Here is a 19,107-nt window from a genome sequence, read left to right as displayed (position 1 = left end):
GATCGACACTGCCGCTGCCCCTGACGGGGAAGTCCAGCCACCCGTCTCTACCGAACCGCAACCGGCGCCGGTGCCTGAAACGATAGTCGAAGGTTGGCGGCTCTTCGACAGGATGCCATCTTCGAGTCTCGTCCGGGAGCGTTTCGCGGCTATCCGCGAGGCCGACGATCAACGTGGGGTGCTTACGCTATACGCTCCCGGGTCCGAGCCCGATCAAGCCGTATACGACGTCCTGCAAGGGCTTCCCCGCGACCACCTTCCTGAAATCTTCGTCCATGGCCGCTGGTGTGACCGGGCCTACGAGGTCTGCGAAGAGTTCGCCGACGGTTCTCTGGCCGACCTTGCAGTCGATCCGGCTGATCAGAGCTCGATCAGAACCATGATCCGGGAGTTGGCCGATTCCCTTCGCGCGCTGGCAGAAGCTGGACTACGTCATCGTGATTTGCGGCCGTCCGTCGTCTTCGTTCGATCACGCGATCCACTGGACCTTGTGATCGGCGGCTTCGGCTCGGCACGGCTGTCCGAATTCGACCTCGACATCGCCTCTCCCCTGGAAACGACACGTTACATGGCTCCCGAAGCGATTGCAGGCGGGGTTGCGCCGGCTTCCGATTGGTGGAGCCTGGGGATGATCGTGATTGAGAAGATCACGAAGGGAGCGTGCTTCGAGGGGATTAACGAACACGCCTTTTTGATCCATGTCTTGACGAGCGGCGTGCCGCTGCCCGAGGATCTAGACCCCTCGCTGAATCTGCTGCTGCGCGGTCTACTCGCACGCGATCGCCGCCGCCGATGGCAATGGAAGGAAGTCCAGGCCTGGCTTGCAGGCGAGCCGGTTTCGGCTCCCGACATGGAGGCGACCGGCGATACCGACGGCCGCGCCTCGATAACGCTGGGTGGTCGGCAGTACCGCGCTCCTCGTGCGTTTGCCTTTGCGGCGGCCGAGGCAAAAAACTGGGATGAGGCCCGAAATCTGGCCGCTCGAGGCGCAATTGCGACCTGGGCAAGCGATGCGGGGTTCGACGCCAAGATTGCGGCTGCGCTGCGTCAGCTCCTGAAGACAGAGGATCTCTCCGACGACCTGAAACTCTCCGTTTCCCTGAAGACGTTGAATCCGGCGATGCCGCTGATCGTCCGCGGCAACATCGTGACGCCTGGTTGGCTCCTTGACCATCCAGCGGATGGATACGCGCTCATTACCGGTCCGGTGCCCGATCTCCTTCATCGAATAGATCCTGAGGATTCGCTCTGGCGTTTGAAAGCACGCGCCGAGACCGTTCGCAAACGCCTCGATCAACTTGAAATCGCGGTCGACGAGGAAACGCTTCGGGTCCACCTCCTCTCGGCCTCAACCGCGCGCATGGCCGCACTTTGGGAGGAAAAGCGCAAGCTGCTTCCCGATACGGATCATGCGGGTTTAGCCTCCCTGATCGAACGAAGGCAGACGGCGGAGGAAGACCTGCTTATTCTCCTCGCCGCCTCCTCCAGCCAGTTCCGGTCGGCGGAGGAGATCATCGAAGAAGCTGCCAAGGAATCCTCCGGCGCCGGAGTACGATTCTCCCCCAAGGACGCCAAGGCCTACCTAGAGCGGCCACGCCGGGACATCTACCAAACGATTGACGAGCGCATCCAAAATTTCGCCAGGTGCGGAATACCGGTCGTGGACGAATGGGCCGATCAGTTCCGGCTGGACCGACGAATACCGCTCGGTCGTGCGTTGGCGATTCTGTCGGTGCCCGCCCAGCTTTGGCAACCGCTTCCGAAGCAGAGCTACGTCTCCACGATTCTCGAATTTTTCGCCAAGCGCATTTCCGGAGGCGTGCTACGGGGGCCGCTAACGCGGATGCTGATCGGCAAGTCGGCGCGTATCGACCTGATGGAGTTGAATACGCAGCGTCTGCCGGCGGCGGAAATTCTTGATGATCTGCTGGCGCGGACCGGCCGCATTGTGAACATTGATCCGGCAGCGTTCTCGGAGAACGATGGCCTCGAAAGAAGGCTACGCTCGCTCCATTCTCATGCCCTGCTCTACAAACGCGATACGGGCATTGACGGGCTCTACATGGGATTTCCGTTTGTTCTCATGCGCGATAGCAGGCCGAACGCCAAGCCACGGATCGCGCCAGTGCTGCTTTGGCCCGTGCGTGTTATTCCCGAAGTCGGCAATCGCGGACATATTATGCTTGGATATGGACGCGAGAGAAGCTCGGAGGCCGACGTCGAGCGCGTCATCCCCAATCCGGCGCTCGATGGCATCGTGGGAATTGAGGAGGCCAAGCGCTGGAAGGAAGCCGCAGAAGATCTGCTGACGCGCGCGACCCTATCGGTCCAGGACGTTATGGACGCGTTCAGCCCGCTTGCGACGCCTGCCAGCGACGAACTCGCCGCGTTGCCTGGAAAGGATGTCAAGGTCGCAGGGCACGAGCGGCGCCTCGTTCCTTCGGCGGTTGTCTTCCACCTCGCCTTCATGGGCCAGGCCGTCATGACGGACCTCGACTTCCTGCGCAAGCTGCCGCCGAAGGGGACGGCATTGGAAGCAGCGCTACGCCTCAATGAGCATGACGCGACCGCCAGCACCACCGCTCCGCAGCCGGTGCGCGAATTGGACCGATACTTTACGGCGGACAGTGACCCCTCCCAGGAGGACGCGGTCATCGAGGCCCGCCAAGCTCCGGGGCTGGTCGTTGAAGGTCCTCCCGGAACCGGGAAAAGTCAGACGATCGTCAACATGGTCGCAGATGCCATCGGAACCGGAAAATCGCTTCTGGTCATTTGCCAGAAGCAGGCCGCTCTCGAAGTCGTCCGGAAGCGATTGGACAAGGAGCGTCTGACGGACCGCTTTGTCATGATCACGGACGTCAATCGCGATCGCGAGACGATCATCAACTCAATCCGCTCTCAAGTGGAGACACTGCATATTCGCCTCGCGGGTGCCGTCCCGACGTGGAAACGCGATCGCGAGCGGCTGGCGGCGCGAATCGAGGCGCTCGAATCCGAGCTTGATCATCGGCAGACGGCGCTGCACGCCGTGGATGCGCGGACGGGCCTATCATATCGCGCCCTGCTCGCCGAGCTGCTTGCGATCGAGGCTAAGCACCCGAAGCCGATTGAGGCCCCTTCACTGCGGCCGCTGTTAGCGGAACTACATCCAGCCGACGTCGCCAGCATTGAGGAAAATTGCGGGCCTCTTGCCAAGCACTGGCTGCCTTCCCAGTTCGAGGGCAGCCCGCTTTCCGTCCTCAAGCCGTTCAATCCGGATAGGGGCACCATCGAAGCCCTCACTGACTCGCTGCGGGCTTTCGCCGAGACGGATGCACGACGCGAGCAGAGCGATGCCGAGACCCTGGACTGCCTGAACGGTTCGGACCCGGTCGCTCTTCGCACTTGGTCGCTGGACGCCGGGAAACTCCGTTCGGTCGGGACTCTCGCCACCTACCTGGGATACTGGCTGCCGCTGTTTCGGCCTTCCGCAGGGGAGACCTCCAAAGGAACGAGGATCTTGCACGAGCTCAAGGAGGTCGAAAACGAGCTCGCATCTCTGGATACGACGGCGTACGTCAAGGACTTCTCATCCCGACTGATCGCGGTCGACGAAAGCGAACTGCCGGCGATGATCGCGCTGGGAGAGAGGTTCTCAAGACAACCGACACTTATCGACCGGATAAATCCGTTGCGGTGGTCAGGGAGAAGGCGGCTGATGAAGATCCTGTCATCCTTGCAGCTCCCGCAAAAGGACGACGCGATCACCGCGCTTTACCGGACCGCGATGCTGGAGCTCGCTCTGCGCGCGCCGCGGGCGCGGCTTGGGGAGCACTTCACGACTCTGTTCGCCCGGCCGCCTGACGCCAACCTTTCCCCGGTAAAGCTCGCGGAGCTGGCCGCTCATCTGCATTCGTTGCTCAACAAGGTATACGAGCTTGTTTTGATCATTGATGCTTGTCCCGACCGAGCCGCCCTTGATCGGGCTGTGGTGACCCAGAAGAGCGAAGAACTGGACAAGTTCTTCGTCAGGACCGATTTGACACTGCGCAGGCATGACGGCCGGGAGCAAAGCCGTGCCGCGCTCGCTCGGCTCAACTCCTATTTCGATGAGCCCTGGCTTGGATCGAGACGCTCCGCAATTGAGAACGGGCGCTCAAATGCATCGGCCATCGCGCAGGTCGCCGACGCGCTGCCCATGCTCTCGAGCTATCAGGAGTACCGGTTGAGGTCGGCGCGCCTGGGTGAGACCGAGCGCGCAATCTTCGCGCTCTTGCGCTCGAAGGAGACCGACCTGCTAAAGCGCGATCTTGCCGATCTGGATGGGACGGTCCGTGGCACCATCGGCCGCGAAGCCCGTCTGGCGTGGAAGACTGCGCAGGAATCGGCAACCCCCGACATCTTGTTCGACGGCGAGGAAGTCCAGGCCAAGGTAAACGCTCTCGCTGAAGCGGATACGCAAATCCGAAGCTGCAACCGAGAGCTCCTCGTTCAAGGTATTGAAACTGCGAGGGTCGGCACTGCGACGAAATGGAGCGAGATCACGCGCCTGCGCGGTCCGCGAGCCCTGAGGCTCCGCGAATTCATTGAGCGCGGCGTTCCGCTCGGTCTCTTCGCCATCCGGCCTGTGTGGTTGATGACCCCGGATGTGGCAAGCCGGGTGCTTCAGCCGCGCGCCGGATTTTTCGATACCGTCATCTTCGACGAAGCTTCGCAAATGCCGGTCGAATATGCCCTCCCCTCGCTCTTCCGCAGCAAGCTCGTGATCGTGAGCGGCGACGAGAAGCAGATGCCTCCGACGTCTTTCTTCGCCAGCAAGGTAGAGAACGACGAAGCTGCGATCTTCGACGGCGAAGAGCCTGAGGAAGGAGCCACCGAAGAGGAGCGCGAGGTGTTCGCTGAAACGTGGAACCGGCGCGAGATCAAGGATTGCCCCGATCTCCTTCAGTTGGCCCGCGCCGTTCTGCCGAAGCGCACGCTCCAAGTGCATTACCGGTCGAAATATCGCGAGCTCATCTCGTTCTCGAACGCCTCGTTCTACGCGAACGGCCTCAGCGTTCCGGTCCGTCACCCCGAAGAGACGATCCGAAAGGTCAAGCCAATCGAAGTTATCCGGTCAGATGGTGTCTACAAGACGCAGACCAACGAGAAAGAAGCTGCGGATGTGGTCGAATATCTCTCCGAGATCTGGCAGAGCAAATCAACACCGTCCGTCGGCGTGGTCACATTCAACCGCAAGCAAGCCGACGCAATCGAGGATGCGCTCGAAGAGAAGGCGGAGACCGATCGGGCGTTCCGCGACGCACTGTTACGCGAACGAGAGCGCATCGAGGACGGGGAGGACATGAGCTTCTTCGTCAAGAACGTGGAAAACGTACAGGGCGACGAGCGCGACGTGATCGTTTTCTCCACCACGTTCGGGCGCAACGAGCACGGGACCTTTCGTAAGAATTTCGGCGCACTCGGCCATGTGGGAGGCGAACGGCGGCTGAACGTCGCCGTGACGCGCGCCAGAGAAAAGGTTGTCATCGTCACCTCGATTCCCGTATCGGAGATATCGGATCTGTTGACGCGACGCAGCGGGCCGCGAGTTCCGCGCGACTATCTGCAAGGCTATCTCGAATACGCCAGAATGGTGTCCGACGGGCTCGAAGAACCGGGCAGGACGCTGCTCCAACGTCTCATGACCGAGAAGCACGCAGGCGCTGACTACGCCAACTATGAAGAGGACGGCTTTACGAGATCCGTCGAGGAGTTTCTGGAGACTCAGGGATGGAAGCCAACAAGGGCCCAGGATAGCGGCGCGTTCAGCCTCGACTTCGCCATCAAGGACCCGCGCACGGGTCTATATGCCATAGGCGTGGAGTGCGATGCGCCACGGCACCGCCTGCTCGCAAAAGCACGAGCTCGCGAGATCTGGCGCCCGAGAGTGCTGTCGAAGGTTATCCCCTACGTCCACAGGGTCTCTTCATATACATGGGCTCATTCGGGAGAAGCTGAGCGGACCCGCCTCAGAACGGCCGTCGAAAATGCGCTTCGTGATGGAGGAAGATTTCAATGAGCGGCCCAAAAGCCTTCAGAATAGTCACCCGCGCTGAAGTCATTGCGATCTGCCGGCGCGATCTCGCGCGACTGGAAGCCACAATCGAGAACTGGTCGTTGGCTTGCAAGCGCAACGGAACCATCGAACAGCAGGACATCGATAAGGTGATGGCTCGGAGGGACGAGCTTCGCCGCCTGCTTGACGCCGACCGCTTTGTGGACCTGCAAAAGCAGGTCGCCGGCGAGATCTCTTATTTGAACACCGATATCGAACATCGTGCTGAGAGAGCCGCGCAAGCCGAGGCTCGATCGCGACAGGATCTGCGGCGAACCAAAGCAGCGGCTGTTGCGGTGATCGCAAGGTTGGAAGCCTCGGGCATACAGGTTCCCGACGGTCTCCAGATAGAGCTAAGATCAGCTTCGCGTGACCGGCTTGATGCAGCGGTCTCGAAGGCACTCCTGCTACTACAGCCCGCCAATCCGCCGGAAGGTGTCAAGGCAGGACAGCGCGAGCTTGCCCAACGCCTGGGCGCCGGCGAAGGTCGCGTTACTCTCGAGGACTGGATGTCCCGGCACGCGCGGGACAATGCTGATCCCGTCCTGTCGCGGGTCGATTACCTCCTTGGTGAGTTGAAGAGTCTAGGCGTCGATCCGAGTCCGTTCTCCGCTCGTATCACCGCTTTGGAATCCGAAGCCCCATCGCGGCAGACGCTTGTAGCTGACAGCTTGCTCCTTGACCTGACTGCGACAGTGAAGACGGCCCGCGAGCGCCAGCGGCTCGTCGCGGACCTCCGTGAGCGGCAGGCTGAGCTTTCGCACATGAAATCACCCGATGCAGTGGCCCTGTTAGCCGACATAGCAGGGGCGCTTGGTGCAGAGTCCGGCAGAGAGGCAGACCTTGTCAAGCGTGCCGATATGCTGATCGACGCGGAGGTGCGCGCCATCGCCGCTGAGGAACGGCGACGGACGGTGCTCGAAGGACTTACCAGCCTGGGCTATGAGGTGTCCGAGGGAATGGCGACCGCTTGGGTGAAAGACGGACGGGTCGTTCTGCGAAAAGCTGCCAATCCGGGCTACGGGGTCGAACTTTCGGGCGGTGCGCAGTCCGACCTTCTTCAAGTCAGGGCGATCGGGATCGGAGACCCTGCGGTCGCCCGCGATCGCCTCCGCGACCGGGATATGGAAACGATATGGTGCGGCGAATTCGAACGCTTGCAGGCCTTGGTTGCCAAGGGCGGAGGCAGCCTGTCGATCCAAACTGCCCACCCCGTCGGCCAGTATCCGCTGAAGATCATACCTGGCCCAAGCCCTGCCGCTGAAGCAGACGTCTCTGAAGGTCTTCTTCGGTCTCTACCGCGCTGACGATGGTCCACTGACAGCCGCCTGCTATCTAACGAAGCACGGTCGCGGGGAAGCTAGGTGCCCGAAGCTTTGCAACATACGCGCAAGATCGCTTGATGATCTTCGCAAGATTGATCGGCGCGGACGGCGCTGGCTCGCGCATGGCGTTTCCACGTTGCCAGGCTCTATACGGACTTTGATCGTTTGTTTACTCTGCGTTGCTGGATTTCGTCCAAGAAGGATCGCAAGTCATCTTTGGGGAGAGGCAATATGAACGCGCATTTGTTGCCGAGACCGTTAAACGATGTACCGACGGCATACGCGCGGTCGTGGTTGGCAATCCAGACGCGGTCGTGGATATCATTTGTGACGTAAGTTCGCACACGAATGCCTCGGCGCTTGACCATATCGTTCATCTCGAGCGCCACGTCTTGCTGTCTCTGCTTTTCTGCTCGGAAGATCTCGATTTCGGCGAGCGTGGACGGCAACACGGATTCGATGGAGGCAACGTAGTCTCTGGCCGATGGTCCACGGCGAGGCGCAAGCAAAAGATACGGATCACAAATGGTCAGGTGACGGGCTCCCTGCAAGCATCCGCTCAAATGATGCAAAGCCCGCGCTCGCGCCGTAGCGCCGATACCAGTGATAAATTCTACGACGGTCTCATCGCTTGTGTCGGCCAACCGACAGCGGCTAAGTTCTCGGCGCTCAAGAAGCCGGTCGAGCTTTTCGTCGATCTCCAGCAGAAACGAAAGGGGCGCGACAGGTATGAAGTGATCCAAATCCTCCGAGACAAGTCCAGGTTCTGTCGCTGCATTCTCGAGCCGATTCGCAAGTGTACGAAGAGCCCCAATCAACGCCTGCCTTGAGTGCTGCACAGCACATCCCTCCCCTCATTCCAGCAACCATCTACTGCTGTGCATCATTCACACCGACTTCGTGCGGGCGCAAGGACGGTTTGGGCCGGTATATTCGCGGGAGGCATCCAACCGAGCCGAGCGAATTTCACTCTCCACATCATACAAGCCCAGATCAATTCTTGTTGTGGTCTCGGCGTCACCCAGGCATTTGCTGAACTACTCGCCAAGTAATTTGGTCAAATGTACGGAGAGCGCTTCGGCTATTCGCGCCAAAACAAGCAAGCTTGGATTGCGCTTCCCACGCTCAATGCCTCCGACATACGTGAGGTCTATCTCGGCTTCGAAGGCAAGTTTCTCCTGGGTCATTCCTCGTTCTTGGCGAATCCTCCGCACATTTTTGCCGACGATTTTGCGCCAATCCTGCATTGCAGGATCGAACATGGTGGGGCATATAGTCTCTAGGGATTATAGTCCCTATCGATGAGATTCCATGATAAAGGCGACACCGCCTTAGAAGAAATGTCATGTGGCCTGATCACAAGCTGCGTCTAGCCCCCTTCGCCGAATGTGGAAAAGCCACTTCGACGGTTGGATATCGAGATGTTTCAAGTGGGATGGTGGTGGCTTCGGTTGACCTTCCTGCTGAGCTGATCGAACGAACAGTTATCGATAATGTCTCGATTGAAATAAGCTTGTCTGCGGCTGGAGAGATAACTTCTACCGCGAGCGGCATGGCGTCTAACTTCTGCTCTACAAACAGGACTATTTCACTTGACCATCTCGTCGATATGCTCCTGGAGCGCGACAATCTCCACATGGAAGAAACGACGGAGATTGAACTGGGAATATTGCTCGAAAGGCTTCAGAAGTCGATCTCCGCGGTCCAGCGCGCGATAGCTATCATCAATCCGGCCACGAGCTAGCAGGCTCATATTAAGAGGATGCGCTGTCCGCGGCCGCTATCCTCTTGGCCCTTCGAAAATCTGCATCACCCTCGAGAAATGCCTCGAGTATAAACGGTATCAGCTCCGCGACTTCCTCCCGACTGCCGTAAGTCTCGGCATAAAAGTCAGCATACTCGCGCAGCCGCTTTGCAAGGCTCGGCGCCAGTACAACATTCATCTTCACCGGCGTCCGATCGGGCAGTTTCGCAAGCTTCATATCGTCATCTGCCCTTAGCTGCCGATTGACCGTCCTGGTATGGCTTCAGCACCAGATCCTTCGAAACAATCACCCGCAGCGGCCAACCTGGCCGCACCGTGATCGTCGGCTGAACGTCGAGTTCGCGCTCGACTAGGCGCTGCCCCGCACGATTGGTCGTCTGCTGCGTGCTTTCCCGCAGGGCCTTCACAAGATCGCTTTCGTCGTTGCCGATCGATAGCTGAGTCCCCACCCCGATCAAGGTCGCCAGGGCCACGCCTTTAAGCAATTGCCAGGTATGAAAGTCCACTTGGTCCTCGAGCCCGGCGTAGCCCGCAACGTCTGTAGCCGGAAGATTCTCGATCACGATCGAATTGCCGTTAGGCAGGATGAGCCGTGTCCAGACGACCAGCGCCCGCTTCTGGCCAAAGGCGACGACGCTATCGTATTTGCCTACGAGCCGCGTTCCTTGGGGGATCAAGAGATGCTCACCCGTTACCGTGTCGTAGACGTTCTCGGTGACCTGACCGATGGTAGCCCCGGGCAAGTCCGAGTTCAGTCCCGTGACGAGGCTCGCCGGGATGATCGATCCCGCCATCACCGCATAGATGGATGGTGCTGGTTTGAGCGCATGGGGATTGGTGGTTTCCGTGTCGGCTTTCGCTCCCACAAAGGCCAGCTTTCGCGCCTGCGATGAGGGAATGATCTCGCTGGAGCGGTCGACCATCGCCCGCGCTGTCTTTGCGAGTTCCGCAGCGGACGGCCCTGTATCGGGCGTTGAAGGCCGGAATGCGGATGGGGAAGCAGCCGGCGCTTCGGTTGTGCTTGCCTGCTTGCGCTTGTCCTGTTTCTCCGACAGGCGGACGAACAAGCCCGACTCCTTTGCCTGCTGAGCGACCCGCGTCTGCCGGATCCGCTCAGCCCGTTCGGCATCCTCCTCCGGATTCGTCCGGAAGCCCGCGTCCGACGCGACACCCGCCTTCTTCTCGTTCTCGGCAAAGGCGCGGCCGATATCCCCAGGCGACGGCGGTCCAAGCCGCGGCGTCGATGGCGGCAATTCCTCATAGGACTTTGGCAGTTTGCTCAAGCCCTCAGCTGTCTGCTTGCGGTCGGTATTGTAGAGCTCTGTCCGCTCCGACTGCTTGAAAGAGTGCGGCCGGAGCGCAATGAGTATCGCCCCACCGACGAATAGTGCCGCGACGGCGCAGCCGATCATGAGAGCACGCCTGTTGAGCCGCCGAACTGGCCGCGGTCGCGCCCGCAGCTCAAGCGGCTCCGGATCCTGATCCAAGCTCGTCATGAGGCGCTCCCGGTGCTGAAGCTCTGCGACACCGGCCGCGCATCGATACGGATGATCCGGACAATACGCTGCGGATTTTCGCCGAGACGAAGCTCGGCGGCGCCGAACATCCGATCGACGATGTAGTAGGATCCGCGGACGCGGTAGTTGACGAGGTTCGGCCGGCCATCGGCTCCGGCAACAAATAACGGCGGCGCCTCGCCTTGCGACAGGCCGGACGGCATCTGGATATAGACCTTGCGGCCGTCGTCGAAGGCGCGCACGGGCCGCCAGGGCGGATCGTCTCCTTCAATCCGATAGCGGAAATTCAGACTGTCGAGCCGTACGCCGCGATCGGCGGTCCGCTCCTCGCTTTCTTGGGCTGCGACATTCTGCTTGTGGAGGGCGACGAGCGTATCGGTCGGATAGGTCCATGAGATGGACGCCATGTACGTCTGCTTGGTCGAGACGAGCTCGAGGTGATAAGCCCGCCGATCGGTCAGGACCACGAGGTTCGTCTGAATATCCGGCAACGTCGGCTTGACCAGTATGTGCACACGCCGGGAAGTACCCTGCCCACTCAAGGTATCGCCGACCACCCAGCGAACCGTATCGCCCGTGGATACGTCGATCAGCTCCTCGCCCGGTTGAAGCGCGATGGTCGAGACCTTCTCGGGGCTCGCATAGAGCCGGTAGAGCGCGCCTTCGGTCCAGGGATAGACCTGGATGGCGTTGATGTATCCGGCGCGCGTCGGCTCCATCCGAGCCGCCTTGTTCGCCTTGGCGATCGCCTGCTCCGGCGGTAGTTTTTCCTCCTTGGCGCCCTTTGCCGGAAGCGGCTTCAGTTGGCCCGGCAACGGCAGGATCTTGGGCGTCTCGACGACTTGCACCGGCCCCGGCGGATCGGCTTCTGGAAACCCCTTCTCAAAAACCATTTCGTCATAAGGCGCTTCGAGGTTGAGCTTGGTGGCGCATCCGGCAAGGCCAAGTGACAAGGCAAACACGCTGGCCGACGCGAGCTTCGTGAGGGTCTTGGAATTCATTTGGCGTCTCCAATGAGGTCGCGCGACCAGTTGAGGGAATGGACGTAGAGACCGAGAGGGTTCTTCCGCAGCGTTTCGGCATCTGCGGGCGGCTTGAGAACGGTGGTGACGAGACCGGTGAAGCGCTCGGTCTTTGCGATCGCACCGTTCTCGTAGGCGTTTTCCTTCCAGCGGATCTCGAAGCTGTCGCTTGACGCACGCACGACGGACGTGACTTCGGCGGTCACGGTCTTGGAGCCGATCTTCGTGAACGGGTCGGCTTCCCGCGCGTAGTCGTTCAAAGCCTGCGCGCCACGATCGGTGACGAAGTCGTAGGCACGCAGCCAGTTCGCCCGGACGATGACCGGATCGATGGACAGAGACCGAACGTTCTCGATGAACCGCGCAAGGAAGTGTGCAATTTGCGCATCCGACGGCTGGTAGGCTTCGAGCGCCGGCCCGACTGCGCGGACTTCACCGAGCCGATCGACCTCGACCACGTAAGGGACGACCCCGGAGCGGGCGATCTGGGTAAAGATCGTCAGTCCGAGAACGCCGGACAGACCGATGGCTGTTAGTGCCGCCAGCCGCCAGTTGCTCGCTTGTACGCGCGCGGAGCCCAGCCGCTCGTCCCAAACCTGAGCGGCCTTTTGATAGGGGGTTACCGGCTCTGGCGTCTCGCCATAGCGAACAGACACGCGCTGAAAGGGATGGCCTGCCATATCCTACTCCTCCCCCAGCTTCGGGCCCGAAGAATGCCCGCCCTTGTCCCCCTCCTTCAGGGTGTGAGCAGCGACCTGAGCTGCTTCCCTTGCGTGTCCCCGTGCTGACGAGATCGCGGCACGACCTGCGCTGGAAGCAGCCGCTCCGTTCGTTGCACCGCCTGTGCTCGAGCTTGAGAGCTGATCCACGGTTGAAGCCCGGGCTGCCGTGCCCGCAGCCGAAGACGCTCCGGTGAGCGACGCTGCGGACCGAACCGCAGCCATTGAACCGCCAGCCGCAATACGCAGCCCACCAGCGGCTACCGCTCCGCCGCCGATCGCGATAGCAGCAGCCCCCGCCACCGTTCCCGCGGCGGCACCGGCGCCAAGCTGAGGTGCACCTGAGACCAATCCCGCCGCGATTCCTGGGCCGAAGATCCCAAGGCCGAACAGCGAAAGGGCCGCAAGCAACAAGCTCATGGCCGACACGATATCGACCGGCCGCGACAACGTGCTCGCGAGCTGACCGAAGATGGTCGAGCCGATGCCGATGATGATCGCGAGAACCATCACCTTGACCCCTGAGGCGACCACGTTGCCGAGCGTCTTTTCTGCCAGGAACGCGGTCTTTCCCCACAGCGCAAACGGCACGAGAATGAAGCTTGCGAGCGTCGTCAGCTTGAATTCGATCAGCGTGACGAAGAGCTGCACCGACAGGACGAAGAACGCGAGCACGATCAAGATCCAGCAGAACAGCAGGATCAGGATCGTCGGCAGATTGGTCAGCACGTCAAAGCCTGAGAATTGGCCGGTCTCCTCCAGAAGTGGATGAGCCGCCGTAAACCCGGCCGAGGCGACAAAGCCCGGCCGCGCCAAGTCGGCCGCACTTAAGCTCCCGCCCGATGCCTTCAGTCCAATGCTGGAGAACGACGCGAAGACAATATCGGCAAGGCTCTTGAAGTTGCCGATGATGAACGCGAAGGCACCGACATAGAGCACCTTCTTGGCGAGCGTGACGAGGATGTGGTCGTCGGCACGCATGCTCCAGGCAAGTCCGGCAAGCGTCAGGTCGATGCCGATCAACGTGGAACTCAGGAATGAGACATCGCTGGACAGAAGACCGAAGCCGGAGTCGATATAGCGCGAGAATGTCTCGGTGAAGCGGTCAATGACAGAGAGATCAGCCATGGCGCCCTCACCTACTTGCCGCCGGCGTAGGCATGGCCGTCACCGATGAAGCGGTTAAACCGCTCCTTCGCAGCGGCTGATGATGCCTGTTGTTCGGCCGCACGCAACGTGTCCGCGCGCGCCTGGGTCGCAAGCAGCGCCTGGGTCTGCAATGACTGCTTGATCTGAAGGCCGAGCAGCTCGTTGCCGGACTGTTGAGCCTGCAGCGAGCCGACTGCAGCTGAAGAATTGGCCATTAGCGTTCGAAGCGTCTGCCCATCCTGGTCCAGAGAGCTGACGATCGCCGACTGAATGGTGAGGGACTGCTTCAGCCCGTCGTAGCTGTTGTCCCAGCGCGATGTCGCGTCCTGAACCATCTTGTCGGACGAAACGGCCGCCGCATATTGGCGGGGGTAAAGGCGTTCGAAATCCTGCTGGCTCTTCTGAACATCGAATGAGAGGTTTTTCGCCTGAGCGATCAGGCTGTTCATCTGAGTGATTGTCGAAGTAAGCTGACCGACCACGCTTGTGGGAAGGCTCGTGAGGTTCTTGGCCTGATTGAGCAGCGACTGCGCCTGGTTTTCGAGGCTCCTGATCTGATTGTTGATCTGCTCAAGCGCACGCGCGGCGGTCAGAAGATTCTGGCTGTAGTTCGTAGGATCAAAGACGATATCGAACGCTCCGAGCCGTCGGGACCCGTTCACGGCGATGACAAATGATAGTATTGTCGTTATGATAATCCTTGAGGTTGTACCCAAGAACGTGCGGCCGATACTTTCGAGCATGGAATACTCCAGGGATTGAGGTTGAGGTCAGATCTCGTGGGCTTGTTCGAAGGTGCTGATCAGGTTTGCAGCCCAGTGCATGTCTCGTTCGGCGAGATAGCGCTTGGCAAAGTGATGGGGGCCGGAGCGGGACAGGACAGCGTCGATCGCTCGTTGATCCTCGGGCGAGGATGCCGCGACCAGGGTGAGCGCCACCGGTCCGAGGCCAAGTTCGAACAGGCGGTTGCCGGCACGTGACTGCAGATAGTAGTCGCGCTTGGGGAATGCCTCCGCGATCAGGCGAATCTGCGTGTCGTTCAGACCGAACCGGCGATAGGTCTCTGTCTGGGTCGGCTCCAGCGCACGAGGATTCGGGAGGAAGATCCGGCTGGGACAGGATTCGATGATCGCGGGCGCAATCTGGCTGTCGGCGATATCGGCCAGCGACTGGGTCGCAAAAATAACCGAGACGTTCTTCTTGCGCAGCGTCTTCAACCATTCGCGAATGCGGCTCGCGAACAGCGGGTCGTCCAGGAACACCCAGGCTTCATCCAGCACCAGCAGCGTGGGCCGGCCGTCGAAGCGATCTTCGAGGGTGTGGAAGAGATAGGTCAGGACGGGCGCCACCAAGCCTGGCAAAGCCATCAGCTCTTCCATCTCGAAGGTCAGCACGTCCGCGCCGGAAAGACGGTCGGCATCTGCATCGAGGAAGCGGCCGTAAGGCCCTTCAAGCGTGTAGGGCTGAAGCGCCTGACGTAGCGCGTCGCGGGCAAGCAGCGCCACGAGTCCGGTCATCGTCCGCTGCGGGACCGGCGCGGAGCCAAGGCTCCTCAGCGCCGACCAGAGCGTCTCCTTGACTTCGGGCGTCACGGTCACGCGCTCATGGGCGAGCACGCCGCAAAGCCAGTCCAGCGCCCAGAGTCTCGCCCCCCTCCTCGGCGACATCCTTGAGCGGCTGAAACGCGATCCCGCCCTTGGCGCCTAGCTCGTACCAAGCCCCCGACAAAGCCAGCGTGGTGGCCCGTGCCGACCGGCCCTTGTCAAAGGTGATCAGTTGAGCGTGTGGGTAGCGACGGAATTGAAGCGCGAGCATCGAAAGCAGGACCGACTTGCCCGCCCCTGTGGGGCCGACAATGATCGTATGCCCTACATCGCCGGCGTGGAGCGACAATCGAAACGGGGTCGCGCCCTTGGTCTTGGCGATCAGAAGCGGCGGGCCGTCAAGGTGCTCACACCGCTCAGGTCCGGCCCATACCGCCGACAATGGGCACATATGGGCGAGGTTTAGCGTGTGAACGATCGGCTGGCGGATGTTGGCATAGGCTTGCCCCGGCAGACCTCCGAGCCAGGCTTCAACCGCATTGACGCTTTCGCGGATCGCCGTGAACCCGCGGCTATTGATCACCCGCTCGACCGCGCGGATCTTCTCCTCCGCTTGATGCGAGTCCTCGTCGCTGACGGTGACGGTCGTCGTGATGTAGCCGAAGGCAACCAGATCGTCGCCAAGCTCGGAGAGAGCTGCGTCGGCGTCGAGAGCCTTGTTGCTGGCGTCGGTGTCGAGCAGCGCCGCCTGCTCGTTGAACATGACCTCTTTGAGGATCGCGGCAAGCGACTTCCGCTTGGCAAACCATTGCCGCCGGTAACGTGACAGTGTCGCGTTCGCCTGGGTGCGATCGAGCGGAATGAACCGGGTTGCCCAGCGATAGGCAACGCCGAGCCGGTTCAATTCATCGAGCAGGCCCGGAAAGGTGACGTGCGGAAATCCGAGGACGGTGAGAACGCGAAGATGGCTCCGCCCGATTGCCGGCGACAATCCGCCGGTCAGCGGCTCGTCGCTCAGGAAACAATCCAGATAGGCCGGAATTCTGGGAACGTTGACCGGGTGGCGCTTGGTCGAGACGCAGCTATGAAGATAAGTCAGCGTCTCCGCATCGTTCAGAGGCCAGATCTCGGGCAAGACCGACGAGAGCAGGTCGATCGCCCGGTCGGTTTCCTGGATGAACCTTCGAAGATGATCGCGATAGCCCGGCTCCTCGCTGTCAAATCTTCGCTGGCTCTCAGTCTCGCCCTCATGAATGTCGTGCTGAGCGGGATCTTTGCCTCGGCCGACGTCAATAGCGGACTGGCCGCGCCGAAAGCGCTGTCCTTCTCCCTGCGCCCGCCCCCTTTCCTTCGGGCGCTCAAGGAACAGGCCCTCAAGGCGCGAGATCCGCTCGGCGGGCGGCAAGTACGTCAAGGTCAGATGCCACACACTCTCGAAGTGCTGCCCGCCAGGACGTGACGGATCCTCCCACGCCACCCCAGCGGCGCCTTCAAAAGCCGCCCGCCGCTCTTCATCCACCAGCCAGGACACCGCATCGGGAAATTCCGACCTCGGATATGCGGACGCCGGAATGCGCGTGGCATCAAAGAACAGAGCCCAACCTGAGCCAAAACGCTTCAGCACGTTGTTGACGCGTGAGGCGACGCTCATCAGCTCAGCCTCGGTCGCGCTGTCGAGGTCCGGTCCGCGGTAGCGTATCGTCCGTTGGAAGCTGCCATCCTTGTTGAGGATGACGCCCGGTGCGACCAAGCACGCCCATGGCAGCCAATCAGCCAGCCGATACGCATGGCTACGGAATTCTCTCAGGTTCAACATGCGAGCCGCCCTTTATGCTTGGTGTGACGGATGGCGACTTCAACGAAGGCCGGGTCCCGCTTTGCGAGCCAAACGGCCGCACCGTGGCCCATGACCCAGAGCACGAGGCCTGCCAGCCAAAGCCGCAAGCCGAGCGCCAGCACGGCCGACAAGGTCCCGATCAGGATGGCGGCCGCACGCGGCGCGCCGCCGATCAGAATCGGCTCGGTCAGTGACCGGTGGAGCACGAGTTCAAAGCCATCGGGGCGCATCAGATCAGTGCTCCGCCACCGAACGAGAAAAACGAAAGGAAGAAGGAGCTCGCCGCAAAAGCGATCGAGAGGCCGAACACGACCTGGACCATCTTGCGAAACCCGCCGGAGGTGTCGCCGAAGGCCAGCGATATGCCGGTCACGGTAATGATGATGACCGCGACGATTTTGGCGACAGGCCCCTGCACAGATTCCAGGACGCGCTGAAGAGGAGCTTCCCACGGCATGCCCGAGCCGGCGGCGTGCGCCGCCGAGACACTGAGCAGCATGCAGGCCGAGGCAGCGCCGAACTCCATCAAGGGAAGCCCGGTCAAGGAGCAGAAGCCGCGAAGACGCGAACGCACGTAAAGACGCAGTCGAATTGACATTATGCAGTCTCCTTCAGGTCAGGGGCGGTGGGAGGTGTTTGGAAGTCCGAGCGGGGTCTCGAGCAGGTAGTCGCCCGACGGATCGAGGCCTTTGAGCTCTGCGACGGCCTCGATGCGCCGTGCGGGACCCCGTCCCTTGATGAACACAACAAGGTCGATCGCCTCGGCAATGAGCCGGCGCGGCACCGTTGCGACCGCTTCCTGGATGAGCTGTTCGATCCGGTAAAGCGCAGCTCGTGCCGAATTGGCATGGACCGTGGCAATTCCGCCGGGGTGGCCCGTATTCCAGGCCTTCAGCATGTCGAGAGCTTCGGCCCCCCTCACCTCGCCGACGATGATGCGGTCGGGCCGCAAGCGCAGCGTGGAGCGCACGAGATCGGCAAGGCTCGCCACGCCCGGCTTGGTCCGGAGCGTCACGGCGTCCTTGGCTTCGCAGCGCAGCTCGCGGGTGTCTTCGATAATGACGACCCGCTCTTCGAGGCCGGCGATCTCCGCAAGAAGCGCATTGGCAAGTGTCGTCTTGCCCGATCCAGTGCCGCCGGCGATCAAGATGCTGCGCGCCTCAGTGACCGCGGCGGTCAACACCTTCGCCATTAGCGGCGAGGCAATCTGCGCCTTGACGTAGTCAGACAAGCGAAACGTGGTCGTTGCGGGCTTTCGGATGGCAAAGCACGGCGCGAGCGAAACCGGCGGCAAGACGCCTTCAAAGCGTTCGCCGGTTTCGGGAAGCTCCGCCGAGATGATTGGCGACGAACCGCTCGCTTCCGCCCGCACGTGGCTCGCGACCAGCCGGATGATCCGCTCGGACTCGTGCGGCGTCAGAGCGACGCCGGTATCAGTGCGGCCCGTGCCATGCCGGTCAAGCCACAGCTTCCCGTCTGGATTGACCATGACCTCGACGACATCAGGTTCCTCCAAGGCGAGCGCGATAGCTGGTCCCATCGCGGTCCGCAGCATGCCGCGGCGGCGTTCGCGGGTCTCTGGCGAGAGGAGGTCAGACATTGCCGACCTCCTCTCGCCCTGCCGGAGAATGCTCCGGCGGCTCACCCGTCGCGCTTTGCGCGCGGGATCCAGTATCGCTGGCTTGGACAGCGCCCAGAGGGGCGCCCTCCTCGAGGTTGCGCATGAAGAGATCGGGCTTGGAGGCGCTGACACGGTCCATGACGTCGGCGACAAGCCGGCCACCGGAGGCGACGCGTTTGCCGACCTGAGCGACAAACATCTCGAACCGCTCGCGGCCCAGTGCACGTGCTGCGTCCTGATCTTGCGACGGCAGCGGCGGGGTGATGGTCAGGTAGTAGCGGATGAAGAGCGCGATGGTCTCCGCCAGGACGCCGAGGTCTCGGTCGGCCCGTTCCACTTGCCGGCTGATCCGGTCCAGCCTTCGGATAAGCGCCGCATCGCCGCTCGTGTCCCGCTCAGGGTTGAGGAAGCGATCCAGCGCCGCATCGACAATGGCTGACTTGTTGGCTCCGGGACGCTTGGCTGCGAGCTCGAGGCGTTGCGCCACGCTATCGCTGACATAGGCCGACAGTTTCGGTTTCATCGGGGGATG

15 protein-coding genes and 1 pseudogene are annotated in these 19,107 nt (G+C 61.4%); 3 read left to right on the top strand and 13 right to left on the bottom strand.

What is annotated here, in order from left to right:
- The first annotated feature begins 70 nt into the window (after positions 1-70).
- On the top strand, positions 71-6,040 hold the full coding sequence (locus tag AC629_RS13760) for an AAA domain-containing protein (RefSeq protein ID WP_245331852.1): 5,970 nt from the start codon (positions 71-73) through the stop codon (positions 6,038-6,040).
- Positions 6,037-7,383 (top strand): hypothetical protein, encoded by a 1,347-nt coding sequence (locus tag AC629_RS13755; RefSeq protein ID WP_084805281.1) that lies wholly within the window; start codon positions 6,037-6,039, stop codon positions 7,381-7,383. The genes AC629_RS13760 and AC629_RS13755 overlap by 4 nt, the downstream gene beginning before the upstream one ends.
- 164 nt (positions 7,384-7,547) lie before the next feature.
- Here AC629_RS13755 and AC629_RS45255 read toward each other — a convergent pair whose 3' ends face one another.
- Together AC629_RS45255 and AC629_RS13745 are read right to left on the bottom strand one after the other, a co-directional pair.
- Positions 7,548-8,240 carry a hypothetical protein gene (locus tag AC629_RS45255; RefSeq protein WP_143199113.1) on the bottom strand — a complete coding sequence of 231 codons (693 nt, stop codon included), beginning with the start codon at positions 8,238-8,240 and terminating at the stop codon, positions 7,548-7,550.
- 198 nt (positions 8,241-8,438) lie between these two features.
- Positions 8,439-8,663, bottom strand: coding sequence for a helix-turn-helix domain-containing protein (locus AC629_RS13745; protein WP_210419036.1), 225 nt, complete (start codon positions 8,661-8,663; stop codon positions 8,439-8,441).
- Between the two features lie 83 nt (positions 8,664-8,746).
- Here AC629_RS13745 and AC629_RS13740 point away from each other — a divergent pair, with 83 nt between their 5' ends.
- Positions 8,747-9,145, top strand: coding sequence for a hypothetical protein (locus AC629_RS13740; protein ID WP_143199112.1), 399 nt, complete (start codon positions 8,747-8,749; stop codon positions 9,143-9,145).
- A gap of 10 nt (positions 9,146-9,155) precedes the next feature.
- Here the strand turns inward: AC629_RS13740 and AC629_RS13735 are convergent, their stop codons facing one another.
- From AC629_RS13735 to AC629_RS13685, 11 genes and pseudogenes are all read right to left on the bottom strand, one after another.
- Positions 9,156-9,383 (bottom strand): DUF2274 domain-containing protein, encoded by a 228-nt coding sequence (locus AC629_RS13735; protein WP_084805278.1) that lies wholly within the window; start codon positions 9,381-9,383, stop codon positions 9,156-9,158.
- Between the two features lie 4 nt (positions 9,384-9,387).
- The gene (locus AC629_RS48635) at positions 9,388-10,578 is read right to left on the bottom strand and encodes a TraB/TrbI/VirB10 family type IV secretion system protein (RefSeq protein WP_245331851.1); all 1,191 of its coding nucleotides are present in this window, start codon (positions 10,576-10,578) and stop codon (positions 9,388-9,390) included.
- Between the two features lie 80 nt (positions 10,579-10,658).
- Positions 10,659-11,684, bottom strand: coding sequence for a P-type conjugative transfer protein TrbG (gene trbG / locus AC629_RS13725; RefSeq protein ID WP_084805276.1), 1,026 nt, complete (start codon positions 11,682-11,684; stop codon positions 10,659-10,661).
- Entirely contained in the window at positions 11,681-12,385 is a 705-nt protein-coding gene (gene trbF, locus AC629_RS13720) for a conjugal transfer protein TrbF (RefSeq protein WP_084805275.1), read from the bottom strand. Before trbF ends, trbG begins: the two co-directional genes overlap by 4 nt.
- Before the next feature lie 3 nt (positions 12,386-12,388).
- Positions 12,389-13,552, bottom strand: coding sequence for a P-type conjugative transfer protein TrbL (trbL, locus tag AC629_RS13715; RefSeq protein ID WP_084805274.1), 1,164 nt, complete (start codon positions 13,550-13,552; stop codon positions 12,389-12,391).
- Positions 13,553-13,563: 11 nt separating this feature from the next.
- Positions 13,564-14,316, bottom strand: coding sequence for a P-type conjugative transfer protein TrbJ (gene trbJ, locus AC629_RS13710; RefSeq protein ID WP_084805273.1), 753 nt, complete (start codon positions 14,314-14,316; stop codon positions 13,564-13,566).
- Positions 14,317-14,343: 27 nt separating this feature from the next.
- Positions 14,344-16,933, bottom strand: a pseudogene (gene trbE / locus AC629_RS13705) (conjugal transfer protein TrbE).
- Positions 16,927-17,184, bottom strand: a complete 258-nt coding sequence (locus tag AC629_RS13700) for a VirB3 family type IV secretion system protein (protein WP_084805272.1) — start codon at positions 17,182-17,184, stop codon at positions 16,927-16,929. The pseudogene trbE and the gene AC629_RS13700 overlap by 7 nt, the downstream one beginning before the upstream one ends.
- Positions 17,184-17,480, bottom strand: a complete 297-nt coding sequence (locus AC629_RS13695; RefSeq protein ID WP_084805271.1) for a TrbC/VirB2 family type IV secretion system protein — start codon at positions 17,478-17,480, stop codon at positions 17,184-17,186. Before AC629_RS13695 ends, AC629_RS13700 begins: the two co-directional genes overlap by 1 nt.
- Before the next feature lie 90 nt (positions 17,481-17,570).
- Entirely contained in the window at positions 17,571-18,554 is a 984-nt protein-coding gene (trbB, locus tag AC629_RS13690; protein ID WP_084805270.1) for a P-type conjugative transfer ATPase TrbB, read from the bottom strand.
- A complete protein-coding gene (locus AC629_RS13685) occupies positions 18,547-19,098 on the bottom strand; it encodes a hypothetical protein (protein WP_084805269.1) in 552 nt (183 codons plus the stop codon). The genes trbB and AC629_RS13685 overlap by 8 nt, the downstream gene beginning before the upstream one ends.
- Positions 19,099-19,107: the final 9 nt, after the last annotated feature.

It is taken from the genome of Bradyrhizobium sp. NAS80.1 (assembly GCF_001908205.1).
Lineage (GTDB): Bacteria > Pseudomonadota > Alphaproteobacteria > Rhizobiales > Xanthobacteraceae > Bradyrhizobium.
The sequence above is the reverse complement of the archived record's forward strand: the minus strand, read 5'-3'. Positions and strand labels throughout refer to the sequence as shown.